Origin of the sequence: Sorangium sp. So ce302, assembly GCF_051530145.1 — a bacterium.
Taxonomy (GTDB): domain Bacteria; phylum Myxococcota_A; class Polyangia; order Polyangiales; family Polyangiaceae; genus Sorangium; species Sorangium cellulosum_B.
Genome location: NZ_CP150326.1, coordinates 12,527,094 through 12,543,650, shown reverse-complemented (window position 1 = coordinate 12,543,650; position 16,557 = coordinate 12,527,094). Strand labels below are relative to the sequence as shown.

11 protein-coding genes are annotated in these 16,557 nt (G+C 72.9%); 1 reads left to right on the top strand and 10 read right to left on the bottom strand.

The window, feature by feature from the left end; translation table 11 throughout:
• Window positions 1–64 precede the first annotated feature (64 nt).
• From WME73_RS47425 to WME73_RS47415, 3 genes are all read right to left on the bottom strand, one after another.
• A complete protein-coding gene (locus tag WME73_RS47425; protein WP_437913910.1) occupies window positions 65–1,387 on the bottom strand; it encodes a phenylacetate--CoA ligase family protein in 1,323 nt (440 codons plus the stop codon).
• Window positions 1,388–1,670: 283 nt separating this feature from the next.
• The gene (locus tag WME73_RS47420) at window positions 1,671–2,594 is read right to left on the bottom strand and encodes a DMT family transporter (RefSeq protein WP_437913909.1); all 924 of its coding nucleotides are present in this window, start codon (window positions 2,592–2,594) and stop codon (window positions 1,671–1,673) included.
• A gap of 55 nt (window positions 2,595–2,649) precedes the next feature.
• Window positions 2,650–4,359, bottom strand: coding sequence for an IgGFc-binding protein (locus WME73_RS47415; protein ID WP_437913908.1), 1,710 nt, complete (start codon window positions 4,357–4,359; stop codon window positions 2,650–2,652).
• Between the two features lie 386 nt (window positions 4,360–4,745).
• Here WME73_RS47415 and WME73_RS47410 point away from each other — a divergent pair, with 386 nt between their 5' ends.
• Window positions 4,746–4,883, top strand: coding sequence for a hypothetical protein (locus WME73_RS47410; RefSeq protein ID WP_437913907.1), 138 nt, complete (start codon window positions 4,746–4,748; stop codon window positions 4,881–4,883).
• A gap of 7 nt (window positions 4,884–4,890) precedes the next feature.
• Here the strand turns inward: WME73_RS47410 and WME73_RS47405 are convergent, their stop codons facing one another.
• From WME73_RS47405 to WME73_RS47375, 7 genes are all read right to left on the bottom strand, one after another.
• Window positions 4,891–6,375, bottom strand: a complete 1,485-nt coding sequence (locus WME73_RS47405) for an IS4 family transposase (RefSeq protein WP_437911522.1) — start codon at window positions 6,373–6,375, stop codon at window positions 4,891–4,893.
• A gap of 182 nt (window positions 6,376–6,557) precedes the next feature.
• On the bottom strand, window positions 6,558–9,602 hold the full coding sequence (gene uvrA / locus WME73_RS47400; protein WP_437742879.1) for an excinuclease ABC subunit UvrA: 3,045 nt from the start codon (window positions 9,600–9,602) through the stop codon (window positions 6,558–6,560).
• A 137-nt stretch (window positions 9,603–9,739) separates the two neighbouring features.
• A complete protein-coding gene (locus WME73_RS47395) occupies window positions 9,740–10,510 on the bottom strand; it encodes a PP2C family protein-serine/threonine phosphatase (RefSeq protein ID WP_437742878.1) in 771 nt (256 codons plus the stop codon).
• Window positions 10,511–10,964: 454 nt separating this feature from the next.
• Complete coding sequence (locus WME73_RS47390) at window positions 10,965–11,408, bottom strand: hypothetical protein (RefSeq protein WP_437854850.1); 444 nt, start codon at window positions 11,406–11,408, stop codon at window positions 10,965–10,967.
• 13 nt (window positions 11,409–11,421) lie between these two features.
• Window positions 11,422–12,351, bottom strand: coding sequence for a DUF2894 domain-containing protein (locus WME73_RS47385; RefSeq protein ID WP_437913906.1), 930 nt, complete (start codon window positions 12,349–12,351; stop codon window positions 11,422–11,424).
• Between the two features lie 32 nt (window positions 12,352–12,383).
• A complete protein-coding gene (locus WME73_RS47380) occupies window positions 12,384–13,016 on the bottom strand; it encodes an OmpA family protein (protein ID WP_437742875.1) in 633 nt (210 codons plus the stop codon).
• Between the two features lie 115 nt (window positions 13,017–13,131).
• Window positions 13,132–16,554: a hypothetical protein gene (locus WME73_RS47375; RefSeq protein ID WP_437913905.1), complete on the bottom strand. Its 3,423-nt coding sequence runs from the start codon at window positions 16,552–16,554 to the stop codon at window positions 13,132–13,134.
• Between the last annotated feature and the right edge of the window lie 3 nt (window positions 16,555–16,557).

Genomic DNA, 16,557 nt, shown 5'->3' with positions numbered 1-16,557 from the left:
AGCGCGCGGCGCGGCCGGCGCCGGCGCCGGCGCCGCGCGAGCTTCCCGGCAGCCCCGGCGACGCTCACGCTGCGCGCCCCCGGCCCAGCTGGACGGGGACCTCGGAGAGGGTGACCCGGTGCTTGCCGCCGCTCGTGAGGGGGATCTCGTCGACGATCTGGACGCAGATCTCCGCGCGCTCGCCCAGGTGCTGCCGGACGAGGCGCTCGATGAGCCTCGCGGTCTCGGGCTGGAAGCCCTTGCCCGGCACGAGCTTGACCGTGAGCGCGCGCCGCCGGTCCTGGTGGACCTGGTAGCGGGCGATGGTCGGCTGGTCCTTGATGAGGTGCGGGAAGAACTCCCCGGCGAGCAGCTCGCCGTCGGGGCCGACGAGCAGGTCGAGGACGCGGCCCTCGACCGAGGCGAGCATCGGCAGCCCGCGGCCGCACGCGCACGGCGCGCCGGCGGCGATCGCGACGTCCTGGTTCTTGTAGCGGATGAGCGGCATCGAGCGGCAGACGAGGTCGGTCACGACGACCTCGCCGGGCTCGCCGGGGAGGGCGTGCCGCCCGTCGCGGAGCAGCTCGACGAACACGTTCTCCATGTTGATGTGCTTGCCGGCGTGCCGCTCGCACTCGGCGGCGATCAGCATGAGCTCCCGGCAGCCGTACCGATCGAACACCGGCGCGCCGAACGCGCGCTCGATGGCCTCGCGCTGGTGCGCGAACAGCCGCTCGGCGCTGGTGACGATGCCGCGCGGCGCGGGGAGCGCGCGGCCATCCGAGAGCGCGTAGCGCGCCGCGTGGTACAGCGCGCTCGCGTACCCGACGATGAGCTGCGGCCGGTACCGCGCGATCTCGTCGAGCAACGCGGCGAGGCGCCGGTCGGACAGGTCGAAGGCGGAGATCATCTTCTTGCGGAGGATGGCCTCGTGAAGGGAGCGCTTGGCCTTCGTCGCGAGCGTCTCGCTGACCAGCACGGCGCTCCACAGGTGGAGCTCCCGGTCGCCGAGCCGGGCGCCCGCCCACCCGTCGGACCGCATGGCGGCCGCGATGCGGCGCTCGTAGGTGCGGTGGTCGAACCGGAACTGCACCGGCTCCCCCGTCGACCCGCCCGTGCCGCTCGCGTAGAGCCGGCCGACGAAGCCCTCGGCGAGGAGATCCTGCCCGTGGGCGCGGAGGTCGGCCCTCGTGAGGACGGGGAACCGCAGGAGGTCCTCCGGCGCCTTCACCGAGGCGGCGCGCACGCCGTGCTCGGCGAAGCGAGCCCGGTAGAACGGGACGTGCCGCTCGGCGAACTGGAGGGCGGCGAGCATCCGCCGGAAGCTGAGATCGCGAATCTCGTTCTCCGATCGCCACTGGGAGCGCTCTATCCGCTCCAGGTCTTTCAGGGTCTCCCTGCCCCTCAAACGGGTCTCGTAGAGCGGAAACAGGATGTTTCGAAACAGCCCACCGTACATGCGGGAGAGCGTTCTTTCGAATCATCGACCGTCAAGCGCGCGCGGGCGCCTCTCCCGTGAAATCCATGTGTTCGAGGCGCGGAGTCCGACCGGAGCGGCGCGCGCGGGCAAACTCCGTCGCAGCAGAGCCGGTGAGCGCTCGGCGCGACCGCTGCCCGGACACACGCAGTCAGGCGTTCACGCCGCGCCGGGCATCGGGCGCCAGCCGGGGGCGCGCCGGCGGGGGCGCGCGTCAGCCTGCGCTCGTGGCCGCGGACGAGCTCGACCCGAGGATCGCGACGGTGGCGCCGGCGAGGATGATCGCGGCGCCCGCGATCTCGAGCGCGGTCGGGGTGGCGTGGAGCCACAGGGCGCCGATGACGATCCCGCCGAGCGTCTCGCCGGGGGACACGAGCGCGACGATGGATGGGGACATGCGGCGCGCCGCGATCTGGACCGCGGTGTGGCCGACGACGGTGGGGACGAGCGCGAGCGCGACGATGGCGACGGCGGCGTGGGCCGGCGGCGGGGCGACGCCCTCGAGCGCGCCGGGCGCGAACGGGAGCGCCACGGCGAGGAAGACGGCGGCGCTGCCGTAGACGAGGGCGGCGTAGCTCCGCGCCGGCAGCGCGTCCCGGAGCGCGCGGGCGAAGGACACGTAGAGGCCGTAGAGGAGGGTGGCGCCGACGACCAGGAGGTCGCCCGAGAGCCGGTGATCGCCGGCGCCGGCCGAGCGCGCGACGACGAGCGCGCCGACGGTGGCGAGCAGCACGCCCGCCTGCTCGGAGCGCGTGGGGCGGACGCCGAAGAACGCCCACGCGCAGAGCACGACGGCGAGCGGCTCGAGCGAGACGAGCGAGAGGGCCGCGGCGAGGGACGTGCGGTCGAGCCCCCAGAGGAAGAGCGCGAAGTGGACGGCGAGCAGGAGGCCGGCGCAGAGGACGGCGGCGCCCTGGCGCGGCGAGAGGCGGGCAGCCGAGCGGGCGATCGCGCGCGGGTCGACCAGGGAGAGCGCGATCGTGGCGAGGGCGACCCGGCCGAAGGCGATGGCGAGCGGGTGGACCGGGCGCGCATAGCGGGCGAGCGGGCCGCTCGCGGCGAAGGCGAGGCTGGCCAGGACGACGAAGAGCGCGGCGCGGCGGGCGCGACGTGCCGAGGAGCGCGGCTCGTCCGTCATGCGAGGGTGCTAGTTCAGGAGACCGGGAAAGACAACCAGCGCGGCGCGCGCGGGGTCAGCGGGGCGGGGGCGGCGGGGGCGCGATGGCGACGAGGTTGAGCCCGCCAGGGTACTGGTAGCTCGTGTAGGCGCCGTAGCCGAGCACCTGGATGCCGACGGGCGCCGAGGCGGTCAGCACGTGCGCGCCGCCGTTGCCGGGGCCGAGCCGGACACGCGCGACACCGAAGCCGGAGCCGTTGCCGATCGGGGTCGGGGCGACGTCGACCGAGCCGTCGTCGAGCGTGATCGCGGCGTCGAGCGGCTGGATGATGTCGACGTAGCTCTCATCGTAGTCGCTCGGCGCGAGGAAGACGTACTTGGAGCGGTATTGCTCGACCGCGGTGGGGTGGCTCTGCGACGGATCACCCTTCTGGCGAGACTCGGTGTCCGCGTCGACGATCTCGGCGCCCAGCATGAACGTGCTGACCGCGAACTCGTGGTCTCCCACGACCTCGAAATCCCGCCTCACCACGTCGAGGTCGACGACCTGGCCAGCGTCGATGGTGGTCGGCGCGCCGTCCGGCTTGCCGGACGGATACGTCAGCGCCGTGCCATCGACGTTGCCGTAGAGGCGCACGATGTGGCCGATGACGCGGCCGCCCGGCGACGTCGGGAGCGTCACGAAGTACCGTTTGCCCAGCGTCTCGGCGGGGAACACGGACTCCTCGATGTGGTCGCAGGCCTGGTGGCCGACCGGCGCCTGCACGCACGGTATGCCCGTCAGCACCTGGACAGGGCGGGTCGCGGTGACGAGGCTGCCGCTGAGGTCGCTCCTCGGGTGCCCGAGGACCTCGACGACATCCCCCTCGTCGAGCTGGACGGTGAAGCTGCCGCCGCCGCTCGTCCGGGGGATGCCGTCGCCCGCGACCACCGAGCCTCCCTGGGCGACGTTCACGGTGACGCTGGTGCCGTCCTGGATCCCGCTGATGACGATGTAGCCGCCGAAGTCCGCCTCCGCCCAGCCGCGCTGGCCCGTGATGCGGTAGTTGCCTGTCATCGCGGTGCTCGGCAGGAGCAGCGACGCGTCGTTGGTGAAGGAGAAGCAGCCGAAGGGCTCCCCGTCGTTGGCCGCGCACGCCTCGTTGCCAGGGCAGGACGACCAGTCCTTCCCGGACGGGCCGCCCTCTCCCTTGTACTCGAGCGCGTTGAATTGATAGACCGTGACCGGCCGGGTCGAGACGAGGTGGTAAGCGCCGCCGTCGACGCGGACGGAGCTCGTGATCGAGTCGCCCCCGGTGCAATGGGTGGCGTCGGGCCCCTTCAGCTCGCGCACCCAGGGGAGGTAGATCTTGCTCAGGCTGTTGGGCTTGACCTCGGCGCGCGCCACCGCGGCGCCGGCGCGCGTCACCTCGACCTCGGCGATCTCGTCGCCGGCGTTCGCGACGACGACCGCGTAGTCGAAGATCGACCAGACGATGTTCGCGGTGACCGTGGGCCAGAAGTCACAGCCGATATAGGACTTGCTCGCGGCGGCCTCCGCGCACGTCTTCGGGTCGCCGACCAGCTCGGGGCCGACGTCGCCGCCCCCGGTGCCGGCGCCGATGTCGTCGCCGAAACCGCCGGAGCTCGTCGACCCGACGGCGTCGCCGCCCGAGCCGCCGCCGCTGGCGGTGGTCCCAGGCCGAGGGTCGCCCGCCGACGAGCCGCTGGCGGAACACGCCGCCGCCGAGGCGGCGCCCACCCAAAGTCCTACGCCGAGAAATAGAGCATGCTTCGAGATCTGCATGGGCCCTCCCGTCAACGGATCTCGAGCGCAGGGGCCTGTACGACAGCCCCGCTGGCACGAGAACTCATGATGTTGTTCGCTGAAGGTGCTGGTCGGGTGCTCGCGCACTCCTGGACACGTTGGTGTCCATCGATCCCGGCTACGCGCTTTTGCAGCGCGGTGCAAGCCGATCGAATAAATCAGTCAAGGGCGCCACCAATGAATATCGCGCTTCTCTGAAATGGATGGTCAGCAAGAGACGCAAATCACAAATGCGTCTGTCTCAGGCGCGTCGGAGTGAGCCGTCGCAGACGTTCTCTGCCCCACTCTGCCCCAGATGATCCATCCCCGCTCGGCCAGCGCCCGCACAGGACAAGAGGGCATAGGCGTTAGCCGAGCTCGTTCGGTTGCATTCAGCGCACGAGCTCGCCCCACCATCGGTCACCAACGTGAACGTGGTCGTCAATGTGATCGTCAACGTGAACGTGGTCGTCAACGTGAACGTGAACGTGAACGTGGTCGTCAACGTGAACGTGGTCGTCTGAGGATTGATCACATTTCCCCCTTAGTTTTCGCTGAGTTGGCAACGGCGGCGTTCCAGCCCGTCTCCAGCATGAGCAAGGTCTGCATTCCGCGCGCGAGCGTCAGCCAGCCAGGCGGACCGTTGCGCTTGAGATGTCCACCAAGACCGGCAACGGCGTAGAGCGCATCGACTACCGTCGCCCCCTGAGCCGGCAACTTCTTGGGCTGGTGCTGGTGCAGCAGCTTCAGCTGCGTGGGGTTCAGGGCTCGTTCCGCGGGCGCGTTGGGCTCAACGCGGGACAGAGAGCGCAGCAGCAGCATCTGCCACGCGATCGGGGCGAACAGCGCCAGCGCGTTCGTCAGGCTCCGGAAGCTCTCGAGCTGGCGCGTCTCGAGGGCGCAGCCGGTCTTCAGGGCCTTGAAGAACTCCTCGATGAGCCACCGTGCCCGGTAATGGTCGACGATCGCTGCGATCTGGTCGGGCGTGTCGACGGGCTCGTTGGTCGCCAGCACCCACGCGACCGGCTCTTCGCCCGCGGGCGTGTCGATCTCCTGCACCAGCACGACGTTGACCGCGAGCTCTTCGGCCAGCTCGGGCAGGTAGTACGGACGGCGCAGCGCTATGCGCCGGGCGCCGACGCCCAGCGTGGCGCTCCGCTCCGAGCGCTCGGGGTGCGCGCGCTTGCTCGCCGGGACAGGGCCGGCGCGGCGTTGGGTGAGCACGACCTCGCGACTGAGCCGGATCGGCAGCTCGACCAGCGCCTCGCTCAGCCGCAGCCGTGCGCCGTCGTCGAGCGCTTCTTCCTCATCCTCGGCCAGCTCCGACACGTTCCGATCGCGCGCCATGCGCACGACGAAGCGGTGGCCCTGCTCGACCATGGCGCACAGAAGCGGGTAGGCGTCGGCCTCGCGGTCCATGATGTGCAGCAGCGACGTGCGGTCGCCCACGGCCTGCTCGGCCGCCTCCACCTGCCGCAGCCAGCGCGTCGACTCCTTGTCGGTCACGCGCGCATAGTCGCTGCCCGTCCTGTTCTTCTTGCGTGGGCTCTTGGACAGGGCGGAGGCTTTGCGGGCCCAGCAGGCAAGGCCCAGCAGTCCGAGCGGCTGATTGATCGCGTCGGTGGCCACGGCGAGCGTCGCGTGCGCCAAAAAGCCCTGGGTGTCCTTGCCGTTGAGCGGACCGAGCCCTTTGCGTGCGCCGTCGCCGTCGAAGGCGACGGCGGTGGTGTCATGCACCGCGCGAACCGTGTCGTGACCGGCCATCCGCTCGAGGGTCTGCTCGCTGTGGGCCTGCACCAGCGCACCATACGACACGCGCTGATTGCCAAGGAGCCGGTAGAAGCCCTCCAGCTCTGCCTCTGTCTTCAGCGAGTCCGGGAAGCTCTCGCCCGGCGCGACGCTCAGCCGTGCCACCACCGCCCGGACCCGCTGATGCAGGCGCGCATCGCCCAGCTGCACCGTCTCGAACTCGCGCACGATCGACGGCATCGTTTCCGGCACATCGGGATTTCCCATGACATTTCAGACACTTGGCGGGTCCGAAACGGATCAAAAAAAGATGTGCGGGATCCTCAGACGTGGTCGTGGTCGTTCACGGTCCAACGTTGACGACCACGACCACGACCACGACCACGACCACGACCACGTTCACGACCACGACCACGTTCGAATGTAGGAGAACGCGGCGCTAGGCTTGGTTAACGCCTAGGCGGGAGAAGGGGGCTAAGGAACTGTCCTGTGTACGAGCCCTTCACCTTCGCGACGTGCTCCGGCGTCCCCTCGGCGATGACCCGGCCGCCGCCGGCGCCGCCCTCGGGGCCGAGATCGATCACCCAGTCCGCGCACTTGATGACGTCGAGGCTGTGCTCGATCACCACCACCGTGTTCCCCGCCTCGACCAGCCGGTGGAGCACGCCGAGCAGCTTGCGGATGTCCTCGAAATGCAGGCCCGTCGTGGGCTCGTCGAGGACGTAGAGCGTTCGCCCCGTCTGGCTCTTGCCGAGCTCCCGGCTCAACTTCACGCGCTGCGCCTCGCCGCCGCTCATCGTCGGCGCGCTCTGGCCGATCTTCATGTACCCGAGGCCGACCTCGACCAGCGTCTCGAGGACGCGGCGCAGCGCGACGTGGTGCTCGAAGAGACGCAGGCAATCCTCGATGCTGGTGTCGAGGATATCCGCGATGCTCTTGCCCTTGAACCGCACCGCGAGCGTCTGCGCGCTGTACCGCTTGCCGGCGCACACCTCGCACGGGACATAGACGTCGGCGAGGAAGTGCATCTCCACCTTCACCATGCCGTCGCCGCTGCACGCCTCGCAGCGCCCGCCCTTCACGTTGAAGCTGAACCGCCCTGGACCGTAGCCGCGCGCGCGCGACTCCGGCAGCTCGGCGAAGATCTCGCGGATCTGGTCGAACGCCTTCGTGTACGTCCCCGGGTTCGAGCGCGGCGTGCGGCCGATCGGCTTCTGGTCGATCGCGATGACCTTGTCGAGCGCCTCGAGCCCCTGGATCGCGCGGTGCGCGCCGACCGGCTCGGTGCTGTGGTGAAGCGCCCGGCCCAGCGCCGGCAGGAGGATGCCGTTCACCAGCGAGCTCTTGCCGGCGCCGCTCACCCCGGTCACCGCGAGCAGCACCCCGAGCGGGAAGCGGACGTCGATGCTCCTCAGGTTGTGCTCGGCCGCGCCCAGGATCTCCAGCCACCCGCGCGGCGCGCGCCGCGCCTCGGGCACCTCGATGCGCGCGCGCCCCGCCAGGTACGCCCCGGTCACGCTCTCGGGGTCACGCGCGATCTCCTCGGGCGTCCCCGCGGCCATCACCCGGCCGCCGAGGTGCCCGGCCCCGGGGCCGAAATCCACGACGTAGTCGGCGGCCCGGATCGTCTCCTCGTCGTGCTCCACCACGAGCACCGTGTTGCCGAGATCCCTGAGGCGCCGCAGCGTCTCGATGAGGCGCTGGTTGTCCCGCTGGTGCAGGCCGATGCTCGGCTCGTCGAGCACGTACATCACCCCGGAGAGCTCGCTGCCGAGCTGGCTCGCCAGCCGGATGCGCTGCGCCTCGCCCCCGCTCAGCGTCGGCCCCGAGCGGTCGAGCGTCAGGTAGTCGAGCCCCACGTTCAGGAGAAAGCTGAGCCGGCTCGTGATCTCGCGCCGCACTCCCTCCGTGATCTTCTGCCGGTTGCCCGGCAGCTCGAGCCGGGCGAAATGCTCGTAGGCGTCCCTCACCGTCATCGCGGTGACGTCGGCGATCCCCTTGGCCGCGACGCGCACCGCGAGCGACTCGGGGCGCATCCGCCGGGAGCCGCAGGCGTCGCACGGGCGCTCGCTCATGAACTTGCGGTAAGCGTCCCGCGCCGACTCGGACGACGACTGCTGGAACCGGCGCATCAGGCTGGGGATCACGCCTTCGAACTTCATGCCCCAGGTGCCGTGCGTCTCGGTCCCCTCCTTCCCCCACGTCACCGCGATGCGCTTGCCGGAGAGGCCATGGAGCACCATCTCCTGCTTCTTCGCCCCGAGCTTGCGCCAGGGCACGTCGAGGTCGACGGAGCACGCCTTGGCCACGGCGTCGATGATGCGGAACGTCCAGCCCTCCCCGCGCGCCATGGCCGACGCCCAGGGGGCGATGGCGCCCTCCCGGATCGACAGCGCAGGATCCGGGATCACGAGGGCCGGATCGATCTCGAGGCGGGTGCCGAGGCCGTTGCAGGCGCCGCACATGCCGAGCGGGCTGTTGAAGGAGAAGCTCTGCGGCGAGAGCTCGGGGAAGCTCTGGCCGCAGCAGGAGCGCGCGGCGCTGAACAGCAGCGGAGCGTCGGGGCGACGGCGCCGCCCGGACGCCCCCTCGTCGGCCTGGAGCTCGACCCGGAGCTCGCCGCGCCCCTCCTGGAGCGCGACCTCGACCCCCTCCGTGATGCGCTGGCGCTCGTCCGCCCGCACGACCAGCCGGTCCACCACGAGCGCGATGGTGTGCTTGAGCTTCTTGTCGAGCTTCGGCAGCTCGTCGAGCCGGTGCTGCGCCCCGTCGATCTCGACCCGCACGAAGCCGCGGCCCCGGAGCTCCTCGAACAGGTCCTTGAACTCCCCCTTCCGGTGCGTCACGAGCGGCGCGAGCAGCACGAACTTCGTCCCCTCCGGCATCCCGAGGAGCTCGTCGACGATCTGCTCCGAGCTCTGCGCCTTCACCGGCTTGCCGCAGAGGTGGCAATGCTGCTCGCCGGCGCGCGCATAGAGCACGCGCAGGTAATCGTAGACCTCCGTGATCGTGCCGACCGTGGAGCGCGGGTTGCTCGACGCGCTCTTCTGCTCGATGGCAATGGTCGGCGACAGGCCGCGCAGGTGCTCGACCTGCGGGCGCTCGAGCTGACCCAAAAACTGGCGCGCGTAAGAGCTCAGCGTCTCGACGTAACGCCGCTGCCCCTCGGCGTAGAGCGTGTCGAACGCCAGGCTCGACTTGCCCGAGCCGCTCACCCCCGTGAACACCACGAGCTTCCGCTTCGGCACCTCCAGCCGATCGATGCGGAGGTTGTGCTCCCGCGATCCGAGCACCTCGATGAAATCCGGCTCGCGCGCCGCGTCGAGGAGCTTGAGCGCCGGCCGGTGGTGCTCCGCAGGATCGAGCTCCGCCGCCGCCGGGCCGGCGCGCCGCGCGCCCGATGAGCTGCCCTTCCCCGGCTTGCTCAGCGCCGCGCTCCGGGACGGGGATTCGATGGATTGCGGGTGTGTGGATCCGTTCGTTCGCGCGACCATTGGGATTCCCCACCGCCATTAACACGGTGGCGCGCTCTCTGGCACCTCCAGGCACGCCGTGTTCCATGGAAAAACTGGCGGGCTGAGCGCAATGCTCTCGCCCGCACACCGCCGGAGCGGCAGCGCGGGCGCGCGGATCAGCGCCTGGTCGGGCCGCCGGGCGAAGCGCGCCAGCGCACGACAACGCAGGTGACGTTATCGGGGCCACCGTTCTCGTTGGCGCGCTTGACGAGCCGGGACGCGATGCCGGCCAGATCGGCGTGGGTCGCCAGGATACTTGCGATATCTTGCGCCGGCACCACGCCGGACAGGCCGTCTGAGCAGAGCAGGAGGACATCCCCTCCCTCGATGGCGTCGATCCGCGTCTCGACGTCGACCGCCTCGTCGGTGCCGAGGGCGCGGGTGATCACGTGCTGGAGCGGGAACGAGCTGGCCTGCTCGGGGAGGAGGTGGCCGAGCCGGATGCACTCGTTGACCAGCGAGTGATCGCGCGTGAGCTGCTCGAGGCGATGATCGCGGAGGCGGTATACGCGGCTATCGCCCACGTGCGCGACGGCGATGAAGCCGTCGCGCGCCAGCACGGCCGCGATCGTGGTGCCCATGCCGCGCTTCTCCCGGTCGCGCCGCGCGGCGGAGAAGATGCGGCCGTTCGCGAGCTGGATGCCCGCGACGAGCAGGGGGAGCCCCTGATCGACGTAGCGCGCCTCCGAGCCCCGCGTCGTGGGCGGCCCCACGCCGACGGCGACAGGCCAGGTGGAGTCCGGGTCGTCGAAGAAATCACGCACCGTATCGATCGCCATGCGCGAGGCGACCTCCCCGGCGGCGCGCCCTCCCATGCCGTCGGCCAGGAGGAACAGCCCCCGGGGCTCGAGGATCGCGAAGCTGTCCTCGTTCGTGTCTCGGACCATGCCAGGATGGCTGATCCCGGCGGCTTCAAAAACGAGGTGACGCTGCACGGCGCTTCCCTCCAGCGTGCTCGCAGGCACGCTCTGCCGGACTGCCGGACGACGGGCGCGCGTCTTCCGTCATCGCGTCATCCACACCCTTCCGGCGCCTTCCTCGGACCGATCGCGCGACACGGGGTGCTTCGTCTGCTCATCTTGCCGCCCGCTCCGACTGCTCCTAGCGAGCCTACGCGCCAAGGATCGGTCGCGTCCACCAGATCAGGCCTCGGGGCGCGCCCGCCCGCGGCCGTCCGCGCAGGGCTCGGCACGGTGGGCGATTGCGCCTCACGCCGCGCGCCCGTCGCCGTTCCGTTTCCAACGTCTTGATTTGCCGCGGCTTCGGGGCGGCCTCCCGTCGGGCCAGCGAGCCGACCGGGCCGCCGGGACGAGCCGGGGACGCCGGCGCGCGGCGGCCTCGTCACGGGACCGCGAACCGGTCGGCGCCGCCGCCGGAGCACGCGCTCAGCGCGAAGCCGAACCGGTCGTCGGTGCCCTCCTGCATGATGCGCTCGAGGTTGCGGCACTCGTGGCGGAAGACGCCCCGGAGCGCGTAGCGATCCTTGCTGTCCACGACGACCACGACGCCCGTGAGCGTGACCTCGAGGCGGTAGGTGACGGGATCGCCTTCGATGGTGTACCGCGTGGTCGTGAACTCGGACGGGTCGTGGTTCCTGTACGCCTGCCAGATGCACTCGCGCGCCGCGCCGTTGTAGCCGTCGCCGCGCTTGACCACCTCGGTGCCGCACTGCTTGAGCGGCGGCGTGAGCGGCCCGCTCTGCACCTTGTCGGGCGAGGACGAGCAGGAGCTGGCGAGCAGGAAGAGCGCGAGGGAAGCGAGCGATCGGCCTGGCGAGCAAAGCATGGGGACTACTTACCTAACGCGATCCGCGGAAAAGGGATTCTTTTTTTCGGACGGACCGGGCCGGCCGTCGGCGAGGGGCGGCGTCGCTCGTGTTCCGAGGGGCGGCTTTTTTCCGTGCTGGCTTCTCGGGCTGCGGCTCGAGCGCGGCGGCCAGGGCGCCGAGGTCCTGGAGGCCGGCCACGAGCGCGCGCAGGTAGTGCTCCGAGAGCCGCTCGGCGGCGCAGAGCGCCCGGGAGGCGAGCACCTGGGCGTTGTAGGGGCCGGCGTCCTCCGGCACGTTGTCGGCCGCGCGCGCGACGGCGAGCGTGGCGCGCGCGCTCACCAGCGACTCGTGGAACAGCGCGGTGGACAGCGCGCTGCTGAGGGCCTGGGCTTGCCGCTTCACCCGGCGCTCGACGACGTCGCCGTCGCACGGGAGCTCCGCGAGATCGCGCGCGAGCGGCCCGGGGAGGCGCACGTCGCGCGCGGCCACCTCGCCGCGAAGGCGCGCGAGCGAGGGGACGGCGGTCGTCTTCCGCTCGGCGGCGAGCGCGCGCAGGCGGCGGCGCGCGGTCCTCACGACGGCGGGGAAATCGCCGAGCGCGAGCGCCGCGGCCAGGGCGCCGTCGTGAGGGAGGCCGGCGTCGGCGAGGGCGCGGAGGTGGGCCTCGGCGTCGGCGCGGGCGCGGTGGAAGGCGGCGTCGAGCGCCGCGAGCCGCGCGGAGGCGCGGGCAGCGAGGCGCGCGCGGGCGCCGCCGTCGAGGGCGCGAGCGCGCTCGAGGAGCGCCTCGACGAGGCGGTAGCCCGCGGGGTCGAAGCGGTGGGCGCCGGCCGCCCGCAGGGCGGCGAGGCGCGCGTCGGCCGGGGGCGACCCGGGTTGAGGGGACGCGGCCGACCCAGGTTGGGGGCACGCGGCCGACCCAGGTTGGGGGCACGCCGCGGCCAACCCGGGTTGGGAGGGCATTGTTGTCGGAGAAAAATCCGACGTGGATGTCATCAGGGCGCGCCTCGCCGCGGGATCGGCGAGATCTCCACCCGGCGGTTCTTCGCCCGGTTCTCGCTCGTGTCGTTGGGCGCCACCGGGTGCCGCTCTCCGAAGCCGGCCGCGAACAGCGACGTGTCGGGGACACCCGCCGCGGCGAGCGCCCGCGTCACCGTGAGCGCTCGCTGCGCCGAGAGCTCCCAGTTGTCGGCATAACCGCGGGACGAGCTCGTGAGCGGGCGGTCGTCCGTGAAGCCGCTCACCATGATGAGCTCGTCATGATGCTCGAGGTACGCCTTGAGCGGGTCGGCCAGCGCGCGGAGCAGCGCGATGCCCGCAGGCTGAAGCTCGGCCGAGTTGAGCTCGAACAGGATGCTGCCGCGGATCCCGATGCGCCCCTCCGTCAGGGTGATCCTTCCCTCGGCGAGCGGTCCGGCCAGGGCGCGCTCGAGCGTTTCCAGACGCGCGCGCTCCGTCGCGCGGGTGGCGCGCTCGGCGGCGAGATCGCGGGCCAGATCGACCTGAAACGAGATCGCCCAGACGAAAAAGAGCACGAAGAGGCCGAAGAGACAGGCCATGAGGTCGCCGAAGACCGGCCAGACCGCCGCCTGCTCGGGGACATCGTCTTCGGCCGGCGTCAGGGACATCGCATCGCTCTCGCGGCGGACGTCAGCAAACGCGGTGAGATCTCGCCACGATCCGCCGAGCGCACGGTCTCAGGGCGCGAGAGACCAGGGCCAGACGCACGCGAGGCGCGGCGCATCAGCTCGTCTTGCTCCTCAGCGCCCGCAGCTCGGAGAAGAGCTCGCGCTGGAACTGCAGCGAGTGATCGAAGACCTCACGGGTCTGGTCGAGGTAAGCGCCGAGGAGGTCCGTCGCCTCGCCGTGCTCCCGGCGCTCGATCGCGTCCTCGATCGCCCCCAGGCTGTTCAGCCAGCGATCGCTCGCGTCGCGGTAACGGTCAACCGCAACGGTGAACATTTCCGCCACAGACGTCATCTCGGCACCGCCGGCCCGCACGAGCTCCGAGGCCTCCCGCACCACCGCTGCGGTTGCCTCGAGGCTCTCGCCGAGGCCGCGGGCGTGGGCGCTGAGCCGCTCGGCGAGCCCGTCGGCCGCCTCCCGCCGCGCTCCGTCGAGCCGCTCCTCGAACGCCAGCAGCCGCGCCGCCTGCTCCGCCAGCTGCGCCCGCGCCGCCTCGCCCAGCGCCACCACGCGCGCCTCCGCGCGCGCCTCGCGCTCCGCGCCGCTCCGCTCCGCCGCCTCCGCAAGCGCGGCCACCCGCTCCGCCTGCTCCCGCGCGCTCCCGGCCATCCCCGCCGTCGCCTCCGACAGCTTCTCCAGCAGCGCGTCCAGCCTCACATCCCGCGCTGCGTCCGCCTCCGCACGCGCCGACAGCCGCTCCGACGCCTCCCCGATCAGCCGCGACGCCGCCTCCGGCGCCGCCTGCGCCGCCCGCGCCGCCTCCGACAGCGCGCCCGACAGCGCCTCGCCCAGCGCCGTCAGGTGCGCCGCCCGCTCCGCGTCCAGCTCCGCCTGCCGCTCCGCCGCTTCCGCAGCGCGCGCCGCGTGCGCTCGCTCCAGCCGCTCGATCGCCTCCCCCACCACCGACGACAGCCGCTCCGCCTGGCCCTCCAGCCTCGACGCCGACGCCGTCTCCAGCTCGCGCCGGCGCGCGACGGCCTCCTGGTCGAGCCGCTCGAGCCGCTTCGCTGCGCCCTCTTCCATCCGCTCCAGCCGCGACGCCACGCCCCCTTCCATCTGCTCCAGCCGCGACGCCACACCCCCTTCCAGCCGCTCCAGCCGCGACGCCGCGCCCCCTTCCATCTGCGCCAGGCTCTCGCCGAGGCCGCGGGCGTGGGCGCTGAGCCGCTCGGCGAGCCCGTCGGCCGCCTCCCGCCGCGCTCCGTCGAGCCGCTCCTCGAACGCCAGCAGCCGCGCCGCCTGCTCCGCCAGCTGCGCCCGCGCCGCCTCGCCCAGCGCCGCCACACGCGCCTCCGCGCGCGCCTCGCGCTCCGCGCCGCTCCGCTCCGCCGCCTCCGCAAGCGCGGCCACGCGCTCCGCCTGCTCCCGCGCGCTCCCGGCCATCCCCGCCGTCGCCTCCGACAGCTTCTCCAGCAGCGCGTCCAGCCGCGCGTCCCGCGCTGCGTCCGCCTCCGCACGCGCCGACAGCCGCTCCGACGCCTCCCCGATCAGCCGCGACGCCGCCTCCGGCGCCGCCTGCGCCGCCCGCGCCGCCTCCGACAGCGCGCCCGACAGCGCCTCGCCCAGCGCCGTCAGGTGCGCCGCCCGCTCCGCGTCCAGCTCCGCCTGCCGCTCCGCCGCTTCCGCAGCGCGCGCCGCGTGCGCTCGCTCCAGCCGCTCGATCGCCTCCCCCACCACCGACGACAGCCGCTCCGCCTGGCCCTCCAGCCTCGACGCCGAGGCCGTCTCCAGCTCGCGCCGGCGCGCGGCGGCCTCCTGGTCGAGCCGCTCGAGCCGCTTCGCAGCGCCCTCTTCCATCCGCTCCAGCCGCGACGCCACGCCCCCTTCCATCTGCTCCAGCCGCGACGCCACACCCCCTTCCAGCCGCTCCAGCCGCGACGCCGCGCCCCCTTCCATCTGCGCCAGGCTCTCGCCGAGGCCGCGGGCGTGGGCGCTGAGCCGCTCGGCGAGCCCGTCGGCCGCCTCCCGCCGCGCTCCGTCGAGCCGCTCCTCGAACGCCAGCAGCCGCGCCGCCTGCTCCGCCAGCTGCGCCCGCGCCGCCTCGCCCAGCGCCACCACGCGCGCCTCCGCGCGCGCCTCGCGCTCCGCGCCGCTCCGCTCCGCCGCCTCCGCAAGCGCGGCCACCCGCTCCGCCTGCTCCCGCGCGCTCCCGGCCATCCCCGCCGTCGCCTCCGACAGCTTCTCCAGCAGCGCGTCCAGCCTCACATCCCGCGCTGCGTCCGCCTCCGCACGCGCCGACAGCCGCTCCGACGCCTCCCCGATCAGCCGCGACGCCGCCTCCGGCGCCGCCTGCGCCGCCCGCGCCGCCTCCGACAGCGCGCCCGACAGCGCCTCGCCCAGCGCCGTCAGGTGCGCCGCCCGCTCCGCGTCCAGCTCCGCCTGCCGCTCCGCCGCTTCCGCAGCGCGCGCCGCGTGCGCTCGCTCCAGCCGCTCGATCGCCTCCCCCACCACCGACGACAGCCGCTCCGCCTGGCCCTCCAGCCTCGACGCCGACGCGACGTCCGCCTCCCGCCGCGCGCGCGCCTCCTCGTCGAGGCGCCGCTCGACCGCCTGCAGCGCGCCGCCCGCGACCGCGCCAGCGCGCTCCACCGCCTCCGCCAGGATCGGCCTGACCACGCTCGCCGCGACGTCGGCGGTCTGCCGGAGGCCCGCGGCGATGTCGCCGCGAACCTCGGCCGCGGCGGCCGCGAACGAGGCGGCGGCCTGGCGCGCGCCCTCCACCTGGACCGCGAGCAGCCGCTCCTCGAGGCGCTCGAGCCGGCCCGTCGCCTCGCGGAGCGACGCCGCCGCGGCGGGGAGCGCCTCGCCCTGCCGCGCGAGCGCCTCCAGCGCCGCGAGCTGCCGCCCCGCCACCGTGAGCGCCGCGAGCGGGCCCGACGCGTAGGCCTGGAGCGCCGCCGCGGCCCGCACCTCGGCCCGGCGCAGGAGCACGCCGGCGAGCCCGAGCACCCCCGACGCCGCGACGCCCGCCGCCGACGTGCCGAACGCGCGCGAGAGGCCCTGCATGGGCGCGGCCAGGCTCTCCCGCAGCGCGTCGACATCGGCGCTCAGCGTCAGCGCCTCGCGGGCCCCCCGCAGCGTCTCGAACAGGCCGAGGAACGTGCCGAGCAGCCCGATCATCACGAGCAGGCCGACGAGGTACGACGCGAACGTCGTGCTCGCCGGGGGCAGCGCCGCGCCGGCGATCCGCGCCTCGAGCATCGATCGGAGCGGGGCGCCGCTCTGCTCGATCGCCGCCCGCGTCGCCGGCCGCGGCAGCGCGCCGAGCTCGCGCTCGATCCGGGCAGCCCGCCCCGCGCGCACGAACAGCTCGAGCGTGCCGAGCGCGAGCCCCAGCGCGATGAGCTGCACGAGGCGGTACGCGAGCGGGTCCGCCCCGCGGTAGACGAGCGCCGCCCGCCCCACCAGGGCGAGGCCGACCCCGCCGGTGAGGAGCACCAGGATCCGCGTCGTCCACTGCCGCGCCGTCGCGAACCGCATCGT